Origin of the sequence: Clostridium felsineum DSM 794, assembly GCF_002006355.2 — a bacterium.
GTDB lineage: Bacteria > Bacillota > Clostridia > Clostridiales > Clostridiaceae > Clostridium_S > Clostridium_S felsineum.
Genome location: NZ_CP096980.1, coordinates 794,431 through 816,379 on the forward strand (window position 1 = coordinate 794,431; position 21,949 = coordinate 816,379).

General features: G+C 30.9%; 21 protein-coding genes and 1 other annotated feature. Of the genes, 18 read left to right on the forward strand and 3 right to left on the reverse strand.

Annotation, left to right across the window (positions count from 1 at the left end; all coding sequences use genetic code 11):
* Positions 1 to 39 precede the first annotated feature (39 nt).
* A complete protein-coding gene (locus CLFE_RS03705; protein WP_077892341.1) occupies positions 40 to 1,965 on the reverse strand; it encodes a hypothetical protein in 1,926 nt (641 codons plus the stop codon).
* Positions 1,966 to 2,129: 164 nt separating this feature from the next.
* Between CLFE_RS03705 and CLFE_RS03710 the strand changes: the two genes are divergently transcribed.
* Positions 2,130 to 2,435: a hypothetical protein gene (locus CLFE_RS03710; RefSeq protein ID WP_077892342.1), complete on the forward strand. Its 306-nt coding sequence runs from the start codon at positions 2,130 to 2,132 to the stop codon at positions 2,433 to 2,435.
* A gap of 53 nt (positions 2,436 to 2,488) precedes the next feature.
* Here the strand turns inward: CLFE_RS03710 and CLFE_RS03715 are convergent, their stop codons facing one another.
* The gene (locus CLFE_RS03715) at positions 2,489 to 2,968 is read right to left on the reverse strand and encodes a DUF4829 domain-containing protein (protein WP_077892343.1); all 480 of its coding nucleotides are present in this window, start codon (positions 2,966 to 2,968) and stop codon (positions 2,489 to 2,491) included.
* Between the two features lie 163 nt (positions 2,969 to 3,131).
* Here CLFE_RS03715 and CLFE_RS03720 point away from each other — a divergent pair, with 163 nt between their 5' ends.
* From CLFE_RS03720 to CLFE_RS03730, 3 genes are read left to right on the forward strand one after another with little or no spacing between them, the layout of a single operon-like run.
* Entirely contained in the window at positions 3,132 to 3,953 is an 822-nt protein-coding gene (locus tag CLFE_RS03720; protein ID WP_077892344.1) for an SDR family NAD(P)-dependent oxidoreductase, read from the forward strand.
* Positions 3,946 to 4,395 carry a MarR family winged helix-turn-helix transcriptional regulator gene (locus CLFE_RS03725; RefSeq protein ID WP_077892345.1) on the forward strand — a complete coding sequence of 150 codons (450 nt, stop codon included), beginning with the start codon at positions 3,946 to 3,948 and terminating at the stop codon, positions 4,393 to 4,395. Before CLFE_RS03720 ends, CLFE_RS03725 begins: the two co-directional genes overlap by 8 nt.
* Before the next feature lie 29 nt (positions 4,396 to 4,424).
* A complete protein-coding gene (locus CLFE_RS03730; RefSeq protein WP_077892346.1) occupies positions 4,425 to 5,000 on the forward strand; it encodes a flavodoxin family protein in 576 nt (191 codons plus the stop codon).
* 67 nt (positions 5,001 to 5,067) lie between these two features.
* Here the strand turns inward: CLFE_RS03730 and CLFE_RS03735 are convergent, their stop codons facing one another.
* Positions 5,068 to 5,841, reverse strand: coding sequence for a CPBP family intramembrane glutamic endopeptidase (locus CLFE_RS03735; protein ID WP_077892347.1), 774 nt, complete (start codon positions 5,839 to 5,841; stop codon positions 5,068 to 5,070).
* A gap of 279 nt (positions 5,842 to 6,120) precedes the next feature.
* On the opposite strand from CLFE_RS03735, the gene CLFE_RS03740 reads away from it, so the two are divergent.
* The 14 genes from CLFE_RS03740 (at position 6,121) to trpA (ending at position 21,946) form a co-directional block, all read left to right on the forward strand.
* Positions 6,121 to 6,990, forward strand: a complete 870-nt coding sequence (locus tag CLFE_RS03740) for a MurR/RpiR family transcriptional regulator (protein ID WP_077833963.1) — start codon at positions 6,121 to 6,123, stop codon at positions 6,988 to 6,990.
* 4 nt (positions 6,991 to 6,994) lie between these two features.
* Positions 6,995 to 8,323 carry an amidohydrolase family protein gene (locus CLFE_RS03745; protein WP_077892547.1) on the forward strand — a complete coding sequence of 443 codons (1,329 nt, stop codon included), beginning with the start codon at positions 6,995 to 6,997 and terminating at the stop codon, positions 8,321 to 8,323.
* A gap of 33 nt (positions 8,324 to 8,356) precedes the next feature.
* Positions 8,357 to 9,604 carry an N-carbamyl-l-glutamate amidohydrolase ErtE gene (gene ertE / locus CLFE_RS03750; protein ID WP_077892348.1) on the forward strand — a complete coding sequence of 416 codons (1,248 nt, stop codon included), beginning with the start codon at positions 8,357 to 8,359 and terminating at the stop codon, positions 9,602 to 9,604.
* A gap of 4 nt (positions 9,605 to 9,608) precedes the next feature.
* Positions 9,609 to 11,618, forward strand: coding sequence for a urocanate hydratase (gene hutU / locus CLFE_RS03755; protein ID WP_077852022.1), 2,010 nt, complete (start codon positions 9,609 to 9,611; stop codon positions 11,616 to 11,618).
* A gap of 12 nt (positions 11,619 to 11,630) precedes the next feature.
* Complete coding sequence (hutI, locus tag CLFE_RS03760) at positions 11,631 to 12,872, forward strand: imidazolonepropionase (RefSeq protein WP_077892349.1); 1,242 nt, start codon at positions 11,631 to 11,633, stop codon at positions 12,870 to 12,872.
* Positions 12,873 to 13,106: 234 nt separating this feature from the next.
* Positions 13,107 to 14,510: an amino acid permease gene (locus CLFE_RS03765; protein ID WP_242951560.1), complete on the forward strand. Its 1,404-nt coding sequence runs from the start codon at positions 13,107 to 13,109 to the stop codon at positions 14,508 to 14,510.
* 18 nt (positions 14,511 to 14,528) lie between these two features.
* A complete protein-coding gene (locus tag CLFE_RS03770) occupies positions 14,529 to 15,131 on the forward strand; it encodes a HutD family protein (RefSeq protein ID WP_077892351.1) in 603 nt (200 codons plus the stop codon).
* Positions 15,132 to 15,203: 72 nt separating this feature from the next.
* Positions 15,204 to 15,459 (forward strand) — a binding site (T-box leader).
* A 122-nt stretch (positions 15,460 to 15,581) separates the two neighbouring features.
* On the forward strand, positions 15,582 to 17,009 hold the full coding sequence (gene trpE, locus CLFE_RS03775; protein ID WP_077892352.1) for an anthranilate synthase component I: 1,428 nt from the start codon (positions 15,582 to 15,584) through the stop codon (positions 17,007 to 17,009).
* Positions 17,010 to 17,597 (forward strand): anthranilate synthase component II, encoded by a 588-nt coding sequence (locus CLFE_RS03780; protein WP_077892353.1) that lies wholly within the window; start codon positions 17,010 to 17,012, stop codon positions 17,595 to 17,597.
* The gene (gene trpD / locus CLFE_RS03785) at positions 17,578 to 18,573 is read left to right on the forward strand and encodes an anthranilate phosphoribosyltransferase (protein WP_077892354.1); all 996 of its coding nucleotides are present in this window, start codon (positions 17,578 to 17,580) and stop codon (positions 18,571 to 18,573) included. The genes CLFE_RS03780 and trpD overlap by 20 nt, the downstream gene beginning before the upstream one ends.
* Positions 18,574 to 18,585: 12 nt before the next feature.
* Positions 18,586 to 19,374 carry an indole-3-glycerol phosphate synthase TrpC gene (gene trpC, locus CLFE_RS03790; RefSeq protein ID WP_077892355.1) on the forward strand — a complete coding sequence of 263 codons (789 nt, stop codon included), beginning with the start codon at positions 18,586 to 18,588 and terminating at the stop codon, positions 19,372 to 19,374.
* Positions 19,367 to 19,984 carry a phosphoribosylanthranilate isomerase gene (locus CLFE_RS03795; protein ID WP_077892356.1) on the forward strand — a complete coding sequence of 206 codons (618 nt, stop codon included), beginning with the start codon at positions 19,367 to 19,369 and terminating at the stop codon, positions 19,982 to 19,984. The genes trpC and CLFE_RS03795 overlap by 8 nt, the downstream gene beginning before the upstream one ends.
* Entirely contained in the window at positions 19,981 to 21,153 is a 1,173-nt protein-coding gene (gene trpB, locus CLFE_RS03800; RefSeq protein ID WP_077852017.1) for a tryptophan synthase subunit beta, read from the forward strand. The genes CLFE_RS03795 and trpB overlap by 4 nt, the downstream gene beginning before the upstream one ends.
* A gap of 1 nt (position 21,154) precedes the next feature.
* Positions 21,155 to 21,946, forward strand: coding sequence for a tryptophan synthase subunit alpha (trpA, locus tag CLFE_RS03805; RefSeq protein WP_077892357.1), 792 nt, complete (start codon positions 21,155 to 21,157; stop codon positions 21,944 to 21,946).
* Positions 21,947 to 21,949: the final 3 nt, after the last annotated feature.

A 21,949-nucleotide genomic window follows, 5' to 3' on the forward strand; every position in this document is an offset into this window, starting at 1 on the left:
TAAGTGAGAGACCATGATACAGGTATCCTCACTTATACTTTAACTAAGAGTATCGTAGATAGAATAATTTTTTGCATCCTCTTCTTTTCGTTGAAATAATGCATAGGGATATTTACTAAAATATTCTGTGTTTGAACCTTCAAATTTAACATCTAAAGGTTTTTCTAAATCATCGATAATAATAAAATTTTTGTCTTCATTCTCAATTAAGTAAAGATTTTTTATAGTTTCATAATTAACAGTTTTGTTGGTTAAATGTTTAATAGAATCATATATGAGTTCCAAACATTCCTCATTTAATTCCCTAAAAATAAATCTTAATACTGTTGAAGCTTTATAATATCCATGAAAGATAATAAAATATTTTCCGTCATATACGTTACCTAAAGTTTCAATATAGGGAAAACTATCTTTATCATGTAGAGAATAGTAAGAATCAATAAAGAAAAAATGAAGCTTAAAGTTTTCAGAAAAAAAGGAATAGCGATCAATATATTTTTTAAGTCCTATTTCTTGATTTTCTTCTTCTCGTCTTGAAATAGCTACGGGATGATTTTTTAAGTATTCATTAATTGAATAAGTAAAATTAAAACTCACTTTTCCAGGTAATTCTTCGTTAGGGGATTTTATATCATAATCAAGATCATATTCGTAGTTCACTTCAAAGATTTTATTACTATAATCATCTAAATAGAGATTTTCAATGGAGTAATTGTCTATACAGACATTAAGTAAGTATTGAGTAATTTGCCTTGCTAAATTAATGGAAGAACTGTTTACATTTCTAAAGATAAAAGTTAAGGCTTTTTCAATATCTGGTTTACTATTATTGTATAGAACCAATAAATCATCATTATCATAACAAGCTAAATATTCATTACAATCAGGGTTACACCATTGAATGCGTATATCATCAAAATATAATTTGCTGTCAAAGTAATGAGAAGAAAAATTATTTTTTAGAAAACTACAGTTCATTGTATAGTGAGCAAGTGAATCGTTTATTTTTATAGTTTCCTTTTGCATATTTGCATATGGGTGTTTTAAAAAATAATCACGATTTGAACCTTCAAAATTAACAACTAAATTACCATCATAACTAGATTTAATTACAAGATTTGTGTCTATATAAGTCTCAAGTAGCAAGTTATCTAAATTTATATCGGTTGAAAGATTTCCAATAAAGTAAGGTAAAGTGCTTTTTAGAATATCAATACTTTCAGGAATTAGTTCTCTAAAAACAAATCTTAAAATAATGGTATTATAATCATCATGCTGACAAAATATAATAAAATATCGTCCATCATATACATTGTCAAGATGTACACCATATAATAATTTGTCTTCTGATAAGTATAAATCCTTCTTTAAAAGATTATTATAAAAATTTTCATTCATAAAATCATGCATTTTTCTGAAGTTAATGTATTCTTTACTATAATCATCTTCATTTCTTTGTATTTCGGCTTTTGGATGTTCTACAAAATATAATGAATTAGAATATTTAAAGGTAAGTTCCAAATCACCAGAGGAACTTTTTTTTATAACAAGATTTTTATCTCTATATTCGTTAGATTGTAATTTTTTTATATCCCTAATATTAGGTGAAAAATCAATTAAGTAGGGTATAGTTTTATATAAAATACTAATGCATTCGTCATTTATTTTCCTAAAGATAAATTTTAAGCTTCTATTTCCATAGAAATTTTCTTCATCCAGCACTAAAAAATATTTCCCATCATGTACCTTTATAGATTTATTAGTAGGGAGTTCAGTATTAATATAATAAGGATCTATATTAAAAACATATTCATTGAAATTATTTGACATAAATTCATATCTTTCAGCTGGATTATGAGGTTTATTTCTAATTGGTGAATTTTTAAAAGAAGGGCCGTATATATTTACAACTATTATAAATATTGTGGCAAATATTATAAATATCACCAAAACTAAAAAAAACATAAAATCACTCCTATAAAACAGTTACGTTTAATTATAAATTTATAAAATAGCAAAGTAAAGAGAAAATACAAAAATTAAATTAAAATTTAAATTATATTAAAAAATATTTGAATAAATTATTGAAAGGAGGTATAATTGGATGCATTTAGGAGGGGAAAAAGTAAATGGAAAATAAGAAAAAAATAAAACATGGTAAAATTGGGCTTTTATCTTTAGTGATTTCTTTAGTACCGATAGTATATCTTATTATACGATCAAGAATGGGAATGTTTGTTAGTAAGGATATTAAAGTAGAAGTGATATGGAGTCTAATAACAGTTTTTGTACTAACTTCTCCTGTAATTAGCCTCGCACTTGGAATAATTGGATTAAATCAAAGCGAATCAAAGAGAATTTTTGCTGGTATTGGTACTGGTATTAGTGTAATTATGCTACTTTGGGTAATATTTATTACACTAATTTTTATTTAAAGGATTTTTATTAAAAATAAGATTGGTATTTTTAGAATATGAAATACCAATCTTTATCCTTCTCCATGGTCATCAATTAACCAAGCTGAATTCTTATTTTTTCTTATAACAGTAAACCATTCAGTATGCTTTCCATTGGCTATAGCTCCGCCTTCATTATTTTTATATTCAATAGTAAAAGTAACTTTATAGTTTTTTACATTATTCTCCTTTACGCCATTAATCTTTCCACGTCCGTATTTCATGTAGTCATCCTTTTCTTTTGGATCAGTATCTTCAACGATGGTATTAAGTTTAATAAATTTTAATTTATTGAATCCTAAAACTAAATTAGGTTTGTTTTGCCAATCGGTTAGAGTTGATAACACACCTGTCCTACTTTTTTCATTGTAATATTTAAAGTAATTTTTTATTACTTCATTTGGCTTCAATTTTAGCTTTTCAGCATTAGAAATATTAACTTCTTTATTTACAGAGCAGCCTGTAAATAAAAGTATTAAAATAAGAATTGTAAGTGCAAGTTTATTTTTCATTTTTTCTCCTATGATTTGGTGAACTGAAATGTATAAATTAAATATTATGTTATATTATAACATTTGTAAAAAATAAAATAAAGAGTTCATTGACAATGTTATACTAAAGGAGTATCATACTTTTAAAGGAATGTACTTTGAAAGTACAAAGCGAGGTGGCAAAATGAAGCTTAGTGAAAAGACAGCTCTAATAACAGGTGCTACAAGTGGGATAGGAGAGGAATTCGCAAAAAGATTCGCAGAGTTAGGCTATAATCTTATTATTACAGGTAGAAGAGAAAATAAGATAAACTCTGTTGCAGAAGAAATAAGAAAAAACTTTAATGTTAATGTAGAAGTTGTAATTGCAGAACTATCAGATGAAAAAGATCTTGAAAAACTAATTAGAGTAATAGAAAATAAAAAAATAGATATGCTTCTTAATAATGCTGGGTTTGGACTTAATGCTTTTTATGAAGAAGAAGATATTAATAAATTTTTAGATATGGAAACGGTACATGTTAAAGTACCTATGAAAATTACTTATGTAGTACTTAAAGATATGATAAAAAGAAATAATGGTACAATTATAAATGTATCATCAGATGGTGCTTTTTTGCTTGCACCTAAAAATGCAGTATATGCATCAACGAAGGCATTTTTAAAAACTTTTACAGAAGCACTTAATATTGAAATAAAAAGTAAAGGTAAAAATATAAAACTTCAAGCATTGTGTCCAGGACTTACAAAAACTGATTTTCATGAAAAAATGGGAATGGATAAGTCAAGACAGGTTAACAAAGGAATGATAAAATGGAATACACCTAAGTTTATAGTAAACTCATCATTAGAAGCATTAAAAAAAGATAAGGTTGTATGTATACCTGGAGCAAAAACTAAATTTTTAATAGGAGTTTTAAATTTGCTTCCAAGAAAAAGTTACTACAAATTTATGATTAATTTTTGTAAAAAGAATTTCAAAAATAAGGAGAAAGCACGTGCGTAAAAATTTTAAAAATGAAGAACTAAAAATTATAGATGAAATTTACCATTTATTTTATACGAAAATGCTTAATATAAGAAATAATGAAAAATTTAAAAAGCTTGAGAATGTCACTGATCTTGAAATGGGAGTGCTACATATACTTACGTATAAACCTGATTGTATAATGAGAGAAATTAGAGAGTATCTTAAGATTTCTAGAAGCACACTTACAGGAGTAATTGATAGACTTGAAAAAAGAGGTTTTGTAAAACGTGTAATAAGTGAAAAAGATAGAAGGTCCTTTTCACTTGAACTTACAAGGGAAGGTAAAATTGCCCAGGTAAAGCATGAGGAAATGGAAAGAACAATATATAAAGAAGTTTTAGCTTCACTTAAAGAAGATGAGGATATTGATGAATTTTTAAGACTCTCAAAAAAAATAATTAAAAATATCAAGGTTTAAAGCTGAATTTTTAATAGGAGGTTTTTTATATGAAGGTTATAGGCATAAACGGGAGTTCACGTAAGGATGGAAATACAGCGATATTGATAGAAAAAGTATTTGAAGAATTGAAAAAGCAAGGTGTTGAAACTGAGTTAATACAATTGTTTAATAAAGAAATTAAAAGTTGTAAGGGTTGCTTTGCTTGTAAAGGAAATAAAAAATGTGTAATAGGTAATGATGATTTTAATGAATGCTTTAATAAAATTGTAGATGCAGATGGAATTATTCTTGGTTCACCAGTTTATTCTGCAGATATATCTTCTAAAATGAAAGCTTTTATTGAGCGTGCAGGAGTTATTGTTGCAACAAATCCTGGAATGTTAAAGTATAAAGTAGGTGCTTCTGTAGTGGCAGTTCGGCGTGGAGGTGGAATGACTGCAGTAGATACATTGAATCATTTTTTATTAAATAAAGAGGTTATTGTCGTAGGATCTACTTATTGGAATATGGCTTATGGAAAAGACATAGGGGATGTTCTAGATGATGAGGAAGGTATTCTCAACATGAAAAATTTAGGACAAAACATGGCGTATATAATAAGAAAAATAAGATATACTAAATAAAAAAGAATGTAGTAGATAGAAAACTGTAGATAGGTTTGATAAGTATAACAAATTTATCTACAGTTTTTTATATTAGTTTTGTTTCGTGTAAATTCTTATGGTTGATAATTATAGCCATGACAATTGAATAAATTATATATATCGAATAAGGTTCTAAATTTCCTTTTATGTATTGCGGAGTTATTGTAAATAGGTAAAAACATAAATTTTCTATACAATGCCATATAGAAGCAGGGATAATATTGTTCTTTGATTTTACTGTAATCCAATAATAACAAATACTATCGGTCATACACCCGATAACAAATAAAATTATAGGTGCAGATATAGTGCCGAGTAGGAAGAAATGGTAGTGCCATAACGACCACACAATACCAACAATTATAGATGTCTTTAAAGGACTATAATTTTTAGATAACTTTTCTTGAAGAAATCCTCTCCAGCCAATCTCTTCAGAAATCAAAGACCATAGGGCTATTATTAGCTTTTTTGATGTTACAGCTGTTATAAAAGAAGTTTTTACAAAAATAAGTGATGTTATTTTCGTAAGAGTGATTAATGTTAAAGGAAATATTATAGCAATTAATAAATATTGAAATTTTATATTATGAATATAGCATTTCTTTAAAAATAATTTCAAATCTATATAATTATCTAAAATTGCAATTGTAAGTAAAGCTGCAATACTTGGCGTAGCTGCTTCAATTCCATACAAAGTGAAGTTAAATATTCCAAGTTTAAATACATTAAAGCTTCTTATTAAAATTACGCAAATAAGTGGAAGAGCAAAAGCTAAAATTAAAAATAACATAATATAATTTTGTGATTTTTTATTTCTCATAGTTCACCAACATTATTAATAAATTAAGTATATTATATAAGAATTATACAATACTGTATAGTTGCAGATTAATTGACTTTTAATATATAAATTTTGATAATATATTATCGTATACACGTAAAATATATTAAATTAATAAAATGTATTGACAAATATTAAACAAAATAATATATTTAAATAAAGGCATTCACAAAATAAAAGTTATGAATAATATCATCATTCTTAATGTTATAAATTGTTTTTAAAGGTTTCCAAAGTATACATGGAAGGAAGTCGAATATGGAGTTTAAATCTAATATCAAAGAACTTGATGAACTCAAGCAAAAAATGTTTGAAATATCAAAAAGTTCTGTTACTTATGAAAAATTAGCTTATTATATTGAAAAGAATTATAAGCATATTATATTTATGACAGCATCTGAGGTGGCAAGCGAATCTGAAGTTAGTCAAGGAAGTGTTTCGAGATTTTGCAGCGCTCTTGGTTATAGAGGCTACAATGACTTTTTACATAATCTACAACAATTTGTTAGAGAAGAGATAACAGCACCTCAAAGATTACAATATACATCTCATAATAATAATTTGGCAAGTACACTCAATATGGAACACAACAATATAGATGAGCTTGAAGAAATATTAAATCAAGAAGCATATCAAAAACTCGTAGAAAAAATCATATCAGCAGAAGAATTAGTAATAGTATCCTCTAGAATGTCAGCAACATTACTTCCTTATACAAGCTACATTTTAAATAAAATAAGAAATAATGTAGTTATGGTAACCCCAGACAGTCCACTTTGGAACACCCTAGAACTTAGAGATAAAGAGAAAACTTTAATACTTACAATAATGTTTCCAAGATACCCTAATGATTTAATAAAAAAGTTGGAAATATTAAAAAGAGAAGGTTTCTCTATCACCGCTATAACCGATAGTATTATATCTCCGGTTACTAGCTTAGCAGATCCAGTTATAAACATTCCTATAACAACTTCATCGATATTTGATATTTATAGTACACCTATTTTATTTATAAATTTGCTTTTAAGGGATGTAGCAAATGGAATCGAGGGACTCAGTAAAAGGATTGATAAGTTAGAGAAATTTGAAAATGAGAGTAACATTTACTATAAAAATACAAGGAGTTAATAAAATGAAAAAAATTTATAAACCATCTATTGTATATTATGAAGACAATTTTCAAGAGGAAAAAGGTGTTTTAGAAGAAAACGGAGAGATATTAGAAGTTACTTCTTTTGAAGAGCTTTTATCAAAATATAAGGATGCAGAAGTTGTAGAGTGGAATGAAAATATAATGGTTCCAGGTACAACAAATATACATAACCATTCATTTCAAAGCTTACTTCGTGGAATTGCAGCAGATAAACCATTTTTAGAGTGGAGGGATAAATCACTTTATGCATTTTCTCCTAAGTTATCCGCTGAGGATTTATATACTGGTGCAGTATTTGCCTTTGGAGAAATGCTTAAGTATGGTGTTACTTCAGTAAGTGATTTCTTTTATGTACACAATGATGGAGTAGAGAGTGATGAGGCAATTATTAAAGCAGCTAAAGATGTAGGTATTAGATTAGTGCTTGCTAGAACAATGTATGATTGGGATGGAGCACCAAAGGGATACGTTGAAACAATAGACGAAGCTGTAAAAAATGTTAAGAACTTAGCAGTAAAGTATCAAGGAAATGACATGGTAAAAATAGTTCCAGCGCCACACAGTCTGCATGCAGCATCAGTAGATATGGTTAAAGCAGGACATAAACTGGCAAAAGAACTTGGCACAAATTATCATATACACATAGCAGAGGAGCCTTTTGAAGTTGAGCAGGTACAGAAGGAATTTGGTTTAAGACCTGTTGAGCTTTTAAACAAAATAGGTGTACTTGATAAAAGTATGGTTGGAATCCACTGCGTATGGCTTAATGATACCGAAATAAAGTTAATGGGAGATAACAAAGCTAAGCTTGCCTATTGTCCTTCAAGTAACATGTTTTTAGCAGATGGAGTAACTGATATTCCAGCAATGATGAAAGCTGGAGTTGAAATAGGTTTTGGGTCAGATGGAGCCTGCAGCAATAATAGAATAAGCATATTTGAAGAAATGAGAATGTGTGCACTGCTTCAAAAGGTTACAAAGCTAGATTCCTTATGCGTTAACTATAAGGATGTATTTTCTATGGGAACAGAAATTGGAGGAAAAATACTTCAGCTTCCTGTTGGAAAAATTGAAAAAGGTTATAAAGCAGATTTCGTTGGAATTAATAAAAATGACATGTCAATGCAGCCAATATTTAATTCAGGTGAACAAATTATGCCTAACATAGTTTATTCAATGCAGCCATGTGCTATTGATCATGTTGTAGTTGATGGAAAAGAAAGAGTTAGAAAAGGTGAAATATTAACTGTTTCTGAAAGCAAAATAGTTAAGGATGTTCAAAAATTAATGAGTAAACTTGAAAAATAAAATTAGCTCTTTTTTAGGTAAAGAGGTGTGAAGATGGAAAATATTAAACCTAATTTGGATAGGTTAAAAGAGGATATAGAAAAAATAGCTTCGTTCATAGATAATAGTAAACTTGGACATACGAGAAGAGGCTTTACAAAAGAATATAAAGAAGCAAGAGTATGGCTCAGAGAAAAAATGGAGGCAGCAGGACTTAAAACCTCTGTGGATGCCGCTGCAAATATTATTGGAAGGCTAAAAGGAACTGATGAAAGCTTAAAGCCAATAATGATAGGTTCTCATACAGATACCGTAGAAAATGGCGGTATGTATGATGGAACTATAGGAGTTTTGGGTGGTATAGAGGTTGTTAGAATTCTTAAGGAAAAGGGAATAAAACTTAGACATCCATTGGAGATAGTTGATTTTACATCAGAAGAACCAAGTGAATTTGGATTATCAACTATAGGCAGTAAGGGAATGATAGGTGGCTTATCTGAAGAAATGCTTCAAAGAAAGGATAGCTTAGGAAGAGTGCTTTCTCATGCTATTGATGATTTAGGCGGAAACCATAAGGAAATAAAAAAACTTTCTAGAAAAAAGGGAAGTGTGGCTTTGTATCTTGAATTACACAATGAGCTTGGACCTGTTTTAGATAAAAAAAAGTGTCCACTGGGAGTTGTCACAGGAATTGTCGGAATTCATAGATATAAAGTAATAGTTACAGGTGAGGCTAATCATGCAGGTACAACGCCAATGAACATGAGATATGATGCACTAACCTTTACAAGTGAACTTATATTAAAGCTTCAGCATATATGCATGGAAAAAAATAGCGATGATGTAGTTGGAACTGTTGGAAAATTAAATGTAGAACCTAATGCATCAAATGTAATACCAGGAAAATGTGAATTCGAGTTTGAGGTTAGAGCTCTTCATAATGAAGTTATAGATGAAATTACAGCTGAATTTATTTATGAAGCTCAAGGGTTATCAGAGAAGAGAAATATAAATATTAAATTTGATAACATATCGAAATCAAGTTCTGTAATTATAGATGAAAAAATAAAAGAAGTTTTAAAGAAAAGCTGTGATAAGGCAGCAGAAACCATGTATCTCCCAAGTGGAGCAGGGCATGATGCTAATCATATATATGAAATTGCACCAGTTGGTATGATTTTTGTACCAAGTAAAGATGGGAAAAGTCATTGCCCTGAAGAATACACTTCATATGAAGAAATTGAGATAGGAGTAGAAGCTCTTATAAATGCATTATTAAATTTTGATGAAAGTTGGAGGTAGGAAAATGAATTTTAATGAAAAAGCAAAAGTATCAATGGACATAAAATTAGATGATGAATTACCTAAGATGCCTAAATTTCAAGAAGGAATTAGAAGAGCACCAGATAGAGGATATACTTTAAATGAAGCTCAAACAGAAACTGCTCTTAAAAATGCACTTAGATACATTAATCCTAAATATCATGAAAAGCTAATACCAGAATTCTTAGAGGAGTTAAAAACAAGAGGAAGAATTTATGGATATAGATTTAGACCAGAGGGAAGAATTTACGGAAAACCAATAGATGAATACAAGGGTAAATGCATAGAGGGTAAGGCTTTTCAGGTTATGATAGAAAATAATCTAGATTTTGAGGTGGCTTTATATCCATATGAATTAGTTACTTACGGTGAGACAGGAAGTGTGTGTCAAAACTGGATGCAGTATAGACTTATAAAAAAATATCTTGAGGTAATGGAAAAAGACCAAACTTTAGTAGTTGAATCAGGGCATCCACTAGGTTTATTTAGAACAAGAGAAAATGCACCTAGAGTTATAATAACTAATGCGCTTATGGTTGGAATGTTTGACAACTTAGATGATTGGGAAGTTGCAGAACAAATGGGAGTTGCAAACTATGGACAAATGACAGCTGGTGGTTGGATGTATATAGGACCTCAAGGAATAGTTCACGGAACTTATAACACTCTTTTAAATGCGGGACGAATGAAGCTTGGAATTCCAAACGACGGAGATTTAAGAGGACATTTATTCATAACTTCAGGTCTTGGGGGAATGAGTGGTGCTCAACCAAAAGCTGTTGAAATATCAAACGGAGTTGGAATTGTTGCAGAGGTAGATGAATCAAGAATAAAAACAAGACTAGACCAAGGTTGGGTAGGAATGCAGTCTTCAGATTTAGACGAAATATTTAGAGTAGTTCATGAGCACATAGAAAACAAAACAGCTATATCAATTGCATATCACGGAAATATAGTTGATTTACTTGAATATGTAGTTAAAAATGATATAAAGGTTGAATTAATGTCAGACCAAACCTCTTGTCATGCTGTTTATGATGGAGGATACTGTCCACAGGGACTTACATTTGAAGAAAGAACAGAACTTTTAAGCAAAGACAGAGAAAAGTTTAAGGAGCTTGTAGATAAGAGTTTAAGACATCACTATGAACTTATTAAGGCTTGCTGCAACAAAGGTACTTATTTCTTTGATTATGGTAACTCTTTCTTAAAGGCAGTTTATGATGCTGGAGTAAAGGAAATATCTAAAAATGGAGTAGATGATAAGGATGGATTCGTACTTCCATCATATGTAGAGGATATCATGGGACCACAATTATTTGATTATGGTTATGGACCATTCAGATGGGTATGTTTAAGTGGAACAGATGAAGATTTAATAAAGACAGACCATGCAGCAATGGAATGCATAGATCCAAACAGAAGATATCAAGATAGAGATAATTACAACTGGATAAGAGACGCTGAAGAAAACAAATTAGTAGTTGGAACTAAGGCTAGAATTCTTTATCAAGATGCTGAAGGAAGAAAGGACATAGCGCTTAAGTTTAACGAAATGGTTAGAAATGGTGAAGTAGGACCAGTTATGATAGGAAGAGATCATCATGATGTAAGTGGAACAGATTCACCATTTAGAGAAACTGCAAACATAAAAGATGGAAGTAATGTAATGGCTGATATGGCTATTCAATGTTATGCAGGAAACGCAGCAAGAGGAATGAGTTTAGTTGCCCTTCATAATGGCGGCGGTGTTGGTATAGGAAAATCTATAAATGGTGGTTTTGGTCTTGTACTTGATGGAAGCGAAAGAATAGATGAAATAATAAAAAGCGCAATCCTTTGGGATGTTATGGGCGGTGTTGCAAGAAGAAGCTGGGCTAGGAATGAGCATTCTATAGAGACAGCTATTGAATTTAACGAAAGATATAAAGGTGAAAACCAAGTGACAATACCATATGTAGTTGATGAAAATCTTATAAAGAAAATTAAGTAGGTAATGTTAATTATGAAAAATATAGTGATTTTAAATTCTAGTGAAATTGCAACACCTATTGGAAATACTGCAAAATTTGGTTCACAAATGAACAATCTTAAGGTAATAAAAAATGGAGCAGTTGTAATAAAAAATGGAATAATTGAGGAAGTTTGTACAACAGAAGAGGTTTTAAAAAAGTATAATTTAGATGAATTTGAAGTTATTGATGCTCATAATAAATGTATTCTTCCTGGTTTTGTAGACTCTCATACCCATTTTATTTTTGGGGGCTACAGACCAGAGGAATTCTTTATGAGATTAAATGGCGCAAGTTATATGGATATAATGAGAGCTAAAGGTGGTATACAAAATACCGTTAACGCTACTCGAAAAAGTTCTTTTGGAGAATTATATAAAGTAGGTTATGAACGACTGAATTCAATGCTTCAGTTTGGAATAACAACTGTAGAAGGAAAAAGTGGATATGGCTTAGACTTAGATACAGAAATAAGACAGCTTGAGGTAATGAAAAAATTAAATGAAGAGCACTATGTAGATATAGCTAGTACATTTTTAGGAGCTCATGCGGTTCCGTTAGAGTATGAAGGAAGAAATGAAGAATACATAGATTTTATAATAGATAAGGTTTTGCCAGTAGTTAAAGAAAAAGAACTTGCAGAATTTTGTGATGTATTCTGTGAAGATGATGTAATATCTATAGAGTTGTCAGAGAAACTTTTAAGTAAAGCAAAAGAAATGGGTTTTGTAGCAAAAATTCATGCTGATGAAATTGTAAGTCTTGGTGGTGCTGAGCTTGCAGGAAAGCTTAAGGCAGTGTCAGCAGACCATCTTTTATGTGCATCAGACCCAGGGATAAAAAGTCTTTATGAAAATAAAGTTGTTGCAACACTTCTTCCCTCAACTGCTTTTTGCTTAAACAAACCTTATGCTAATGCTAGAAAGATGATTGACAGCGGTTGTAGTGTGGCTTTAGCTAGTGATTTTAATCCTGGAAGCTGCTTTACTAATTCGGTGCCGTTAATGTTTGCACTAGCTTGTATACACATGAGTATGACAGCTGAGGAGGCTATAACAGCCTTTACTTTAAATGGGGCGGCAGCACTTAACAGGGCAGACAGAGTAGGAAGTATTGAAAAAGGAAAAGCTGCAGATTTAGTTATATTAAAATATCCGGATTTTAAATACCTTGTTTATAATACCGGTGTAAATATAGTAGATATCGTAATAAAGAATGGAAAGGTAGTTAAATAAAATTGGAAGGGAATTTTCCCTTTCCAATTTATATCTAGTATGTTTTCAAACATGCCTATATGTGTTATAATACCTTAGTGATTTAATACCTTAGCACTTTAACACGATAAATTGAAAAAATATTTATAGAATACATAGTTTATATAAAAACAAAAGAAGGGGGCAATTTTAGTGGCTATAAAAGCAAGAGAAGATCAACCTAGTGAATTAAAAAGAAGTTTAAAAACACGTCATATGAACATGATTGCCATTGGAGGATCAATTGGAACGGGATTATTTTTTACTAGCGGAAATACAATAAGTACAGCAGGGCCAGGTGGTGCAATTGCAGCCTATGCTATTATGGGGATACTTGTATATTTTTTAATGACATCATTAGGAGAAATGGCAACAATGCTGCCAAACTCTGGTTCATTTGAAACTTATGCATCAAAATTTGTTGATCCGGCATTAGGGTTTGCTTTAGGATGGAATTATTGGTTTAACTGGGCAATTACTGTTGCAGCAGAATTAGTTGCTGCGGGGCTGGTTATTAAATTTTGGTTACCGAATACGGGAACAACTATTTGGAGTATAGGATTCTTAGTGATTCTATTTGGATTAAATCTATTATCAGCAAAGGCCTACGGTGAAGGAGAATACTGGTTTGCAAGCATAAAGGTTATAACAATTATTGTATTTCTTGTAGCTGGTATACTTATAATATTTGGAATAATGGGGGGACATAGTGTAGGCTTTCATAACTGGGTACTTAAGGATGGAAAGGGTAATTCAGCACCATTTGTAGGCGGGGGAATCGCAATACTTATGAGTTTTTTAACAGCGGGTTTTTCTTTTGCAGGTACAGAAGTAGTTGGTTTGGCAGCAGGAGAATCTGAGAATCCTGAAAAAGACGTACCGAAAGCGATAAATTCAGTGTTTTGGAGAATACTTATTTTCTATATAGGTGCAATTATTGTTATTGGATTTATCATTCCATTTAATGATCCTAATTTACTGAAAAATGGTGTTTCAGATATAGCTTATAGTCCATTTACTATAGTATTTCAAAGATCAGGAATTGCTTTTGCAGCGTCAGTAATGAATGCAGTTATATTAACATCTGTGCTTTCTTGTGGTAATTCAGGACTTTATGCAGGTTCACGTATGCTTTTTGCTATGGCTAAAGAGGGAAAAGCACCAAAAGTTTTGGGTAAATTAAATAAAAGAGGAGTACCATTAAATGCACTTATTTTCACATCAGTTATAGCATCATCAGCATTTTTAGCATCGCTTATAGGAGACGGTAAAATTTATTCTATCCTTTATAATTTATCTGGAATAACAACCTTTATAACCTGGTTGGGAATAGCAATTTGTCACTATAGATTTAGAAAAGCATATGTTATGCAAGGAAACAAGGTTGAGGACCTAAAATATAAAGCTTTATGGTATCCTTTTGGGCCTATATTTGCAATGATTCTTTGTACTATTGTATTGTTTGGGGCTAATATATGGATTTTCCAGGCAAAAGCCTTTAGTTGGTTTGATTTCATAACTAATTATGGAAGTATTCCGTTATTTATATGCTTCTATTTTGCATATAAAAAAATGCATAAAACAAAGATAGTTTCTTTAAAGGAATGTGATTTTGAATAAAAGATAGAAGGTAATAAAATGAATGTAGAAATAATAAAAAAAGAAAACTACAATGTGTCAGAGTGGTCAGGTGGAAAAACCACAGAATTATATATCTATCCTACAACTTCAAAGTATAATGATAGAAACTTTATGTGGAGAATAAGTGCGGCTACTGTGGATGTACTTGAGTCTAATTTTACAAGTCTCCCTGGATTTGCAAGAAAATTAATGGTTACAGAAGGAGAGACAATTTTAGAACACTCCGGAAAATATAAGATAGTTTTAAAGCCCTTTGATAAGGATAGTTTTATGGGAGATTTTGAAACTAAAAGCTATGGAAAAGCCTCGGATTTTAATTTGATGACCTCTAGTGCTTGTAGCGGAGATATAAATTTAATATCAGTTGAACCTTTTAGCAAAATTAAAGTAGAAAATAAGAGTTTAGGTAAGGTAATGGAAAGTTTTTATTTTTTAAATGGAAAAGCTGAAGTTAAATTTCAAGATAAAGAGTTTAAGTTAGATGAAAAAGATTTATTTTATATAGATTACGAAAAAAATGATGCTAAAATTGAAGTATTTATAATAAATAGAAGCAATGAAGAGTTAAAGGTAATAAGAACCATAGTTTTAATGTCTTAGTTTAATATACATTTTAAATTTTTGTTGACAATATATTCTGAATATTATATAATTACTTTAAAATTTAGTTGATACAAGTCTGTGAATAGAAGTAGTAGCTATAAGAAATTAGTTTAAGCGAGTCGGGTTAGTGTGAGCCGGTACTGTAGCTTGTAGTGAATGGATCTATGAGACGATGTTGTGAAAGTTTTTAGTAGCGACATTCGGAAAGTCTACCGTTAAAAGGACAGGATATCGAAATTATATATTTCCGTATCTGAGAGAGATAATCTATTATTTATTTACTTAGATTAAAATGGGTGGCACCACGGACCACTTCGTCCCATATTAGGATGAAGTGGTTTTTTTGCGTTTAATTAAATTTAGAATTGTAGATTCTTAACTCATAGATTTGTAAAAACATAATAATTTGAAAATTTTTAATATTCGAAAAGAATAGGAGCGTGCATTATGTGTAATATTTCAAAGGAGCAGTTTGAGGCTAAAAAAAGAATGGGAAAAGCCTTTCAAGTCATATATGAGGAAAATGGAGATGAATTAACTCCAATATCTATTTTTTATAATATTAAGGGTGAGAAAAAATTTTTGCTTGAGAGTAACTTATTTTCTAGAACAAATGGAAAATATTCTTTTATAGGTGCGAAGCCTTATGCAGTAATAAAAGGGTATAGTAATTATACTGAAATTTGTAAAAATGAGCGTATTGAAAAGGTAAAAGATAGATTTTTAGAGGTTGCAAGAAGGTTTACTGAAGAAGGGAAAATAGAAAAAAATAAATATTCGTTTTCGGGCGGAGGAGTTGGGTATGTAGGATATGATGTGATAAAGCAGTATGAGAAAATATCAGGTAATAATAAGGATGATTTAAACATTCCAGAAGCTATTCTAATGTTTTATAAAATAATTATTTGTTATGATCACGTAAAAAACAATGTTGTTTATATTTACAATGTTTTTGAAGATGATAATAAAACCTATGAAGAAATAAAGAAAGAATTTTTTGAATTAAGTGAAAATTTAAAAAACAATAAAGAAATGCATGAACTTCCGGAAAGTAAAACTCCAGCTAATATAACCTCTAATTTTACTAAGGATGAATTTTGTGAAATGGTAAAAAAAGCACAGGAATACATAGTTAAAGGAGATATTTTTCAAATGGTTCCCTCTCAAAGATTTTCAATGGATATAAAAGAAAAACCATTTAATGTGTATAGAAGGCTCAGAAGTAAAAATCCATCACCATATCTTTTTTATATAGATTTTGGAGAATTTCAAATTACAGGTTCATCACCTGAAAGCTTGGTATGCGTGTTTGATGATACAGTAATAACTAATCCAATAGCAGGGACAAGGCCTAGAGGAAAAGATGAAGAAGAGGATATAAGACTTAAAAATGAACTTATAAATGATGAAAAGGAAATAGCAGAACATTCGATGCTTTTAGATTTAGCGAGAAACGATATAGGAAAAATAAGTGAGTTTGGCACAGTTAATGTGGATAAGTTCATGGAAATTGAATTGTATTCACATGTTATGCACATAGTGTCTAAAGTTTCAGGAACTCTTAAAAAGGAATATGACTGCTTTGAAGCATTAAAATCGTGTCTTCCTGCGGGTACGGTATCTGGGGCACCTAAAATAAGAGCTATGGAAATAATAGATGAGCTTGAAAACACTAAAAGAGGCTGCTATGCAGGTGCAGTAGGATACTTCTCTTATGATGGAAATATGGATACATGTATTGCTATAAGAACGCTTGTTATAAAGGGAGGAAAAGCCTATGCACAGGCTGGTGGTGGAGTTGTGTATGATTCCATTCCAGAAAATGAGTTTGAAGAGAGCATGAATAAATCTAAAATTCTTAAGGAAGTGATATAAATGATTTTAATAATAGATAATTATGATTCTTTTACGTATAACTTGTATCAATATGTAGGCGAAATATACAAAAATGTAGAGGTAGTTAGAAATGATGAGATTTCTATAGAAGGGATAAGAGAAATGAAACCAGAAGGCATAATAATATCTCCGGGACCAGGCAATCCTAGTGAGGCCGGAATTTCTGTAGAGGTGGTTGAAAAATTAGGGAAGGATATACCCATTTTGGGAATTTGTCTTGGACATCAATCCATAGCACAAGCTTTCTCTGGCAGAGTAATTGGAGCACCTACAATTATGCATGGCAAAACTTCTGTAATAAAGCATGATGCTAAAGATATTTTTGAGGGAGTAAAAAATCCTTTAAAGGTTATGAGATATCATTCTCTAATTGCTGAAAAGGCTACCTTGAGTAGTGAATTAACTGTAACAGCTGAAACTAATGATGGAATTATAATGGCAGTAAAACATAAAAAATACAAAATATATGGAATTCAATTCCATCCGGAATCCTATTTTACTGAAGAAGGCAGAAAAATAATAAGAAACTTTTTAGGGGGAATTTGTAATGTTAAAGGATGCTGTTAAAAAAATTATACAATTTGATAATTTAAGTGAAGCAGAAGCTTATGATGCGGTAAATGAAATCATGGAAGGCCGAGAGAGTGAAATAGATATAGCAGCGTTTTTGACAGCTTTTAGAATGAAGGGAGAAGAAGTAGAAGAGATATTAGGCTGTGCTAAGGCTATGAAAGATCATGCACCAAAGATTCAGGTTGATGACTTATACACAATAGATACCTGCGGAACAGGTGGAGATGGTGGAAAAACCTTCAATGTATCAACCTGTGCTAGTATAATTGCAGCAGCAGGTGGTGTTAAAATAGCTAAGCATGGCAATAGAGCTGGATCAAGTAAAAGTGGCAGTGCAGATGTACTCAAAGAGCTTGGAATAAATATAGAATTAGAACCAGAAGAGGTTGAGGAAGGGATTAGGGAAAAAGGAATGGCATTTATATTTGCTCAAAGTTATCACAAAGCAATGAAAAATGTTGCAGGAGTAAGAAAATCACTTGGTTTCAAAACTATATTTAATTTGTTAGGTCCTCTTACTAATCCTTGCAACATAAAAGGACAGGTTCTTGGAGTTTTTGATCAAAAATTAGCTCATCCTATAGCAGAAGTACTTCTTAAATTTGGACGTGAAAGAGCATTAGTATTAAATGGTTGTGATGGTTTGGATGAGATAACTACAACAGGCTTTACTTTTATAAGTGAAATAAAAGAGGGAAAGATAAAAGATTATATAATAAGACCTGAAGATTTTGGTATTAAGCGTTCAATAATTGAAGATATAAGTGGAGGAACACCAAAAGAGAATGCTGAAATAATAATTAATATATTAAAAGGTGAAAAGGGACATAAAAGAGATATAGTTGTGCTTAATACAGCAGCGGCACTTTATGTAGGAAAAGTTTGTGAAAGTCTAAAGGATGGTACAAAGATGGCTGAAAAACTTATAGATAGTGGCGCAGCACTTAGAAAATATGAGGAACTTAAATAGGAGGAGATTTACTTGATACTTGATGATATTGTTTATGATAAAAAGCTTCAGCTTATAGAGGATAAAAAAGTACTTAGTTTAGAACAGATAAAAGCTGAACTTAAGACTTTAAATTTAAAGAAAAGAGATTTTAAAAAAGCATTAAAAAAAGAAAATATATCAATAATAGCAGAGATAAAGAAAGCATCACCTTCTAAGGGGGTAATAAGAGAGGATTTTAATCCTTTAGATATAGGAGAAATTTATGAAAAGATAGACATAGATGCTGTGTCGATTTTAACAGAAAAGAAATATTTCCTGGGAAAAAATGAGTATATCAACGAAGTGAAAAAGATTAATTCTAAACCTATACTTAGGAAGGATTTTATAATAGATGAATATCAGCTTTATGAAGCAAAATTAATAGGTGCAGATGCAGTTCTTCTTATAGCAGCAGTCTTAAAGGATAAACTAAGGTACTTTTATAATAAAACCTTAGAATTAGGACTTGATGCTATAACAGAGGTTCATAATGAAGAAGAAGCAAAAATAGCAGGAGAGCTTGGTTGCAGCATAATAGGCATAAATAATAGAGATTTAAGGGATTTTTCTACAGATATTAAGAACACAGAAAAACTTATGAAATATATACCTAAGGACATAACAATAGTTTCGGAAAGCTCAATAAAAACTCCAGAGGATATATTGTACTTGAAATCAATTGGTGTAGATGCAGTTTTAATAGGAGAAACCTTTATGAGAAATATTGACAGCTTGAGTTACATAAACGATTTTTTAAAGAAGGCAAAGAGAAATGGTTAAGGTTAAAATATGTGGAATAAGGAGAGAAAAGGATATAGAAATTGTAAATAAATATCAACCAGATTATATAGGATTTGTGTTTGCTAAAAGTAAGCGTCAAGTGGATGCTTATATTGCAAGTGTATTAGGTGAAAAGCTTATGCCTAATATTAAAAAAATTGGAGTGTTTGTGAATGAAGATATAAAGAGGCTCAAAGAAATAGTGCTTAAAGCTAAATTAGATATAGTACAACTTCATGGCGATGAAGACTCTAAGTATATAGAAAAATTAAGGGGTATTAATGTATGGAAGGCTGTAAATATAAGTTCAAAAGAAGATAGAGACAAATTGAAAAATTATGAAGTAAGTGGTTTTATAGTTGACAGCATAGATGGTGCTAATAGAGGAGGAAACGGAAGGGTATTTGATTGGAAGTTATTAAAGGAGTATGAAAGTAATATAAAAAAGCCAATTATTGTAGCAGGAGGTTTAAATATAGACAATGTTAATGAATGTATAAAAACTTTAAATCCTTTTTGTGTAGATGTTTCAAGTGGTGTAGAAACAGATGGCTTTAAGGATGAAGAAAAAATAAAAAAATTTATATTGAAAGTGAGGAATTTTAAATGAATGGAAGGTTTGGAATATTTGGGGGACAATATGTTCCTGAAACTTTAATGAATGCAGTAAATGAACTTGAAGAAGAGTTTAATAAGGCAATAAAAGATGAGGAATTTATGAAAGAGTATAGATATTATCTTGAAAAATACGTAGGGAGAGAAACACCTCTTTATTTTGCTGAAAATATGACAAAAAAGCTAGGGGGAGCAAAAATATATCTTAAAAGGGAGGATTTAAACCATACAGGTTCACATAAGCTAAACAATGCATTAGGACAAGTACTATTAGCAAAGAAAATGGGTAAAAAAAGAGTTATAGCTGAAACAGGAGCAGGGCAACATGGTGTTGCAACAGCCACTGCAGCAGCATTATTTGGCCTAGAATGTGAAGTGTTCATGGGAGCAGAAGACGTAGAAAGACAGGCACTTAATGTGTTTAGAATGAAGATATTAGGTGCTAAGGTTAACTCTGTGAAGTCAGGAACAAACACTCTTAAGGATGCAATAAATGCGGCAATGAGAGATTGGGTTACGAATATAGATAATACTTATTATGTAATAGGTTCAGTAATGGGACCACATCCATATCCAACTATAGTAAAGGATTTTCAAAAAATTATAGGGGAAGAGGCTAGAAGACAAATGATAGAAGCAGAAGACAAATTGCCAGACTATGTTGTTGCCTGTGTAGGTGGAGGAAGTAACTCTATGGGTATATTTTACCCTTTTATAAAAGATACTTCAGTAAAACTTGTAGGAGTTGAAGCAGCTGGTTTAGGTATTGAAACCACAATGCATGCGGCTACACTTACAAAGGGCAGTGTTGGTATAATACATGGAATGATGACGTATGTGCTCCAAGATGAGGATGGACAGATAACACCAGCATATTCTGTGTCGGCAGGCCTTGATTATCCGGGAGTAGGACCACAGCACTCATTTTTAAAAGAAACTGAAAGGGCCGAGTATAAATCAGTAACTGATAAGGAAGCTTTAGATGCATTTTTATACTTATCAGAAACCGAGGGAATAATACCGGCACTTGAAAGTTCACACGCAGTAGCGTATGCCATGAAGTTAGCACCTACATTGTCAAAGGATAAGGTTGTTATAATAAATCTCTCAGGTAGAGGAGATAAAGATGTAAATACTGTAATGAAGAATATGGAGGAATTATAAAATGTCAAATAGAATTGATTCGAAATTTAAAGAATTAAAAGATAGAAATAAGAAGGCAATGATAACCTTTATTACAAGCGGGTATCCAGATGTTGAAACAACTAAAGAAGTGGTGATTGAAATGGAAAAGGCAGGGGCTGATTTAGTAGAACTCGGTATACCATACTCAGATCCAGTGGCAGATGGCCCGGTTATACAAATGGCTTCATCAACTGCTTTGAAAAATGGATTAAAAATAAAAGATATAATGAAGATTGTAAAGGATATAAGAAAAAAGGTAGAGATACCTATAGTATATATGGGATACTTTGGATGTGTTTTTAAGTATGGAATTGAGAAGTTTATTACGGAGGCTAAAGAAGCTGGAGTAGATGGAATGATAATACCTGATTTACCTCTTGAAGAAAGAGAAAATGTAACAGCTATAGGCGATAAGTATGAGTTTTATATAATACCTCTTGTAGCGCCTACATCAGAGGAGAGAATAAGTAAAATAGTCGATGGCGCCAAGGGATTTATATACTGTGTTTCAACCAATGGGGTTACAGGTGTTAGAAATGCTCTAAATTCAAATATAGAAGCATATGCAGATATAGTTTCTAAGGCATCCCAGACTCCTAAATGTGTTGGATTCGGTATATCGACACCAGATATGGCAAAAGAACTTAAAGAATATTTTGATGGCGTTATTATTGGAAGTGCTGTTATGAAAATAGTTGAGGAAGATATAAGTAAAGAAGAAAAATTCCATAAAATAAATGATTTTATTTCTGAGATTAATAAGGTGCTATAAGTT

What these genes read in the sequence shown, in the direction of transcription:
- CLFE_RS03705 (WP_077892341.1), bottom strand. Translation starts at nt 1,965, where the DNA reads ATGTTTTTTTTAGTTTTGGTGATATTTATAATATTTGCCACAATATTT.
- CLFE_RS03710 (WP_077892342.1), top strand. Translation starts at nt 2,130, where the DNA reads ATGGAAAATAAGAAAAAAATAAAACATGGTAAAATTGGGCTTTTATCT.
- CLFE_RS03715 (WP_077892343.1), bottom strand. Translation starts at nt 2,968, where the DNA reads ATGAAAAATAAACTTGCACTTACAATTCTTATTTTAATACTTTTATTT.
- CLFE_RS03720 (WP_077892344.1), top strand. Translation starts at nt 3,132, where the DNA reads ATGAAGCTTAGTGAAAAGACAGCTCTAATAACAGGTGCTACAAGTGGG.
- CLFE_RS03730 (WP_077892346.1), top strand. Translation starts at nt 4,425, where the DNA reads ATGAAGGTTATAGGCATAAACGGGAGTTCACGTAAGGATGGAAATACA.
- CLFE_RS03735 (WP_077892347.1), bottom strand. Translation starts at nt 5,841, where the DNA reads ATGAGAAATAAAAAATCACAAAATTATATTATGTTATTTTTAATTTTA.
- CLFE_RS03740 (WP_077833963.1), top strand. Translation starts at nt 6,121, where the DNA reads ATGGAGTTTAAATCTAATATCAAAGAACTTGATGAACTCAAGCAAAAA.
- CLFE_RS03745 (WP_077892547.1), top strand. Translation starts at nt 6,995, where the DNA reads ATGAAAAAAATTTATAAACCATCTATTGTATATTATGAAGACAATTTT.
- ertE (WP_077892348.1), top strand. Translation starts at nt 8,357, where the DNA reads ATGGAAAATATTAAACCTAATTTGGATAGGTTAAAAGAGGATATAGAA.
- hutU (WP_077852022.1), top strand. Translation starts at nt 9,609, where the DNA reads ATGAATTTTAATGAAAAAGCAAAAGTATCAATGGACATAAAATTAGAT.
- hutI (WP_077892349.1), top strand. Translation starts at nt 11,631, where the DNA reads ATGAAAAATATAGTGATTTTAAATTCTAGTGAAATTGCAACACCTATT.
- CLFE_RS03765 (WP_242951560.1), top strand. Translation starts at nt 13,107, where the DNA reads ATGAACATGATTGCCATTGGAGGATCAATTGGAACGGGATTATTTTTT.
- CLFE_RS03770 (WP_077892351.1), top strand. Translation starts at nt 14,529, where the DNA reads ATGAATGTAGAAATAATAAAAAAAGAAAACTACAATGTGTCAGAGTGG.
- trpE (WP_077892352.1), top strand. Translation starts at nt 15,582, where the DNA reads ATGTGTAATATTTCAAAGGAGCAGTTTGAGGCTAAAAAAAGAATGGGA.
- CLFE_RS03780 (WP_077892353.1), top strand. Translation starts at nt 17,010, where the DNA reads ATGATTTTAATAATAGATAATTATGATTCTTTTACGTATAACTTGTAT.
- trpD (WP_077892354.1), top strand. Translation starts at nt 17,578, where the DNA reads ATGTTAAAGGATGCTGTTAAAAAAATTATACAATTTGATAATTTAAGT.
- CLFE_RS03795 (WP_077892356.1), top strand. Translation starts at nt 19,367, where the DNA reads ATGGTTAAGGTTAAAATATGTGGAATAAGGAGAGAAAAGGATATAGAA.
- trpB (WP_077852017.1), top strand. Translation starts at nt 19,981, where the DNA reads ATGAATGGAAGGTTTGGAATATTTGGGGGACAATATGTTCCTGAAACT.
- trpA (WP_077892357.1), top strand. Translation starts at nt 21,155, where the DNA reads ATGTCAAATAGAATTGATTCGAAATTTAAAGAATTAAAAGATAGAAAT.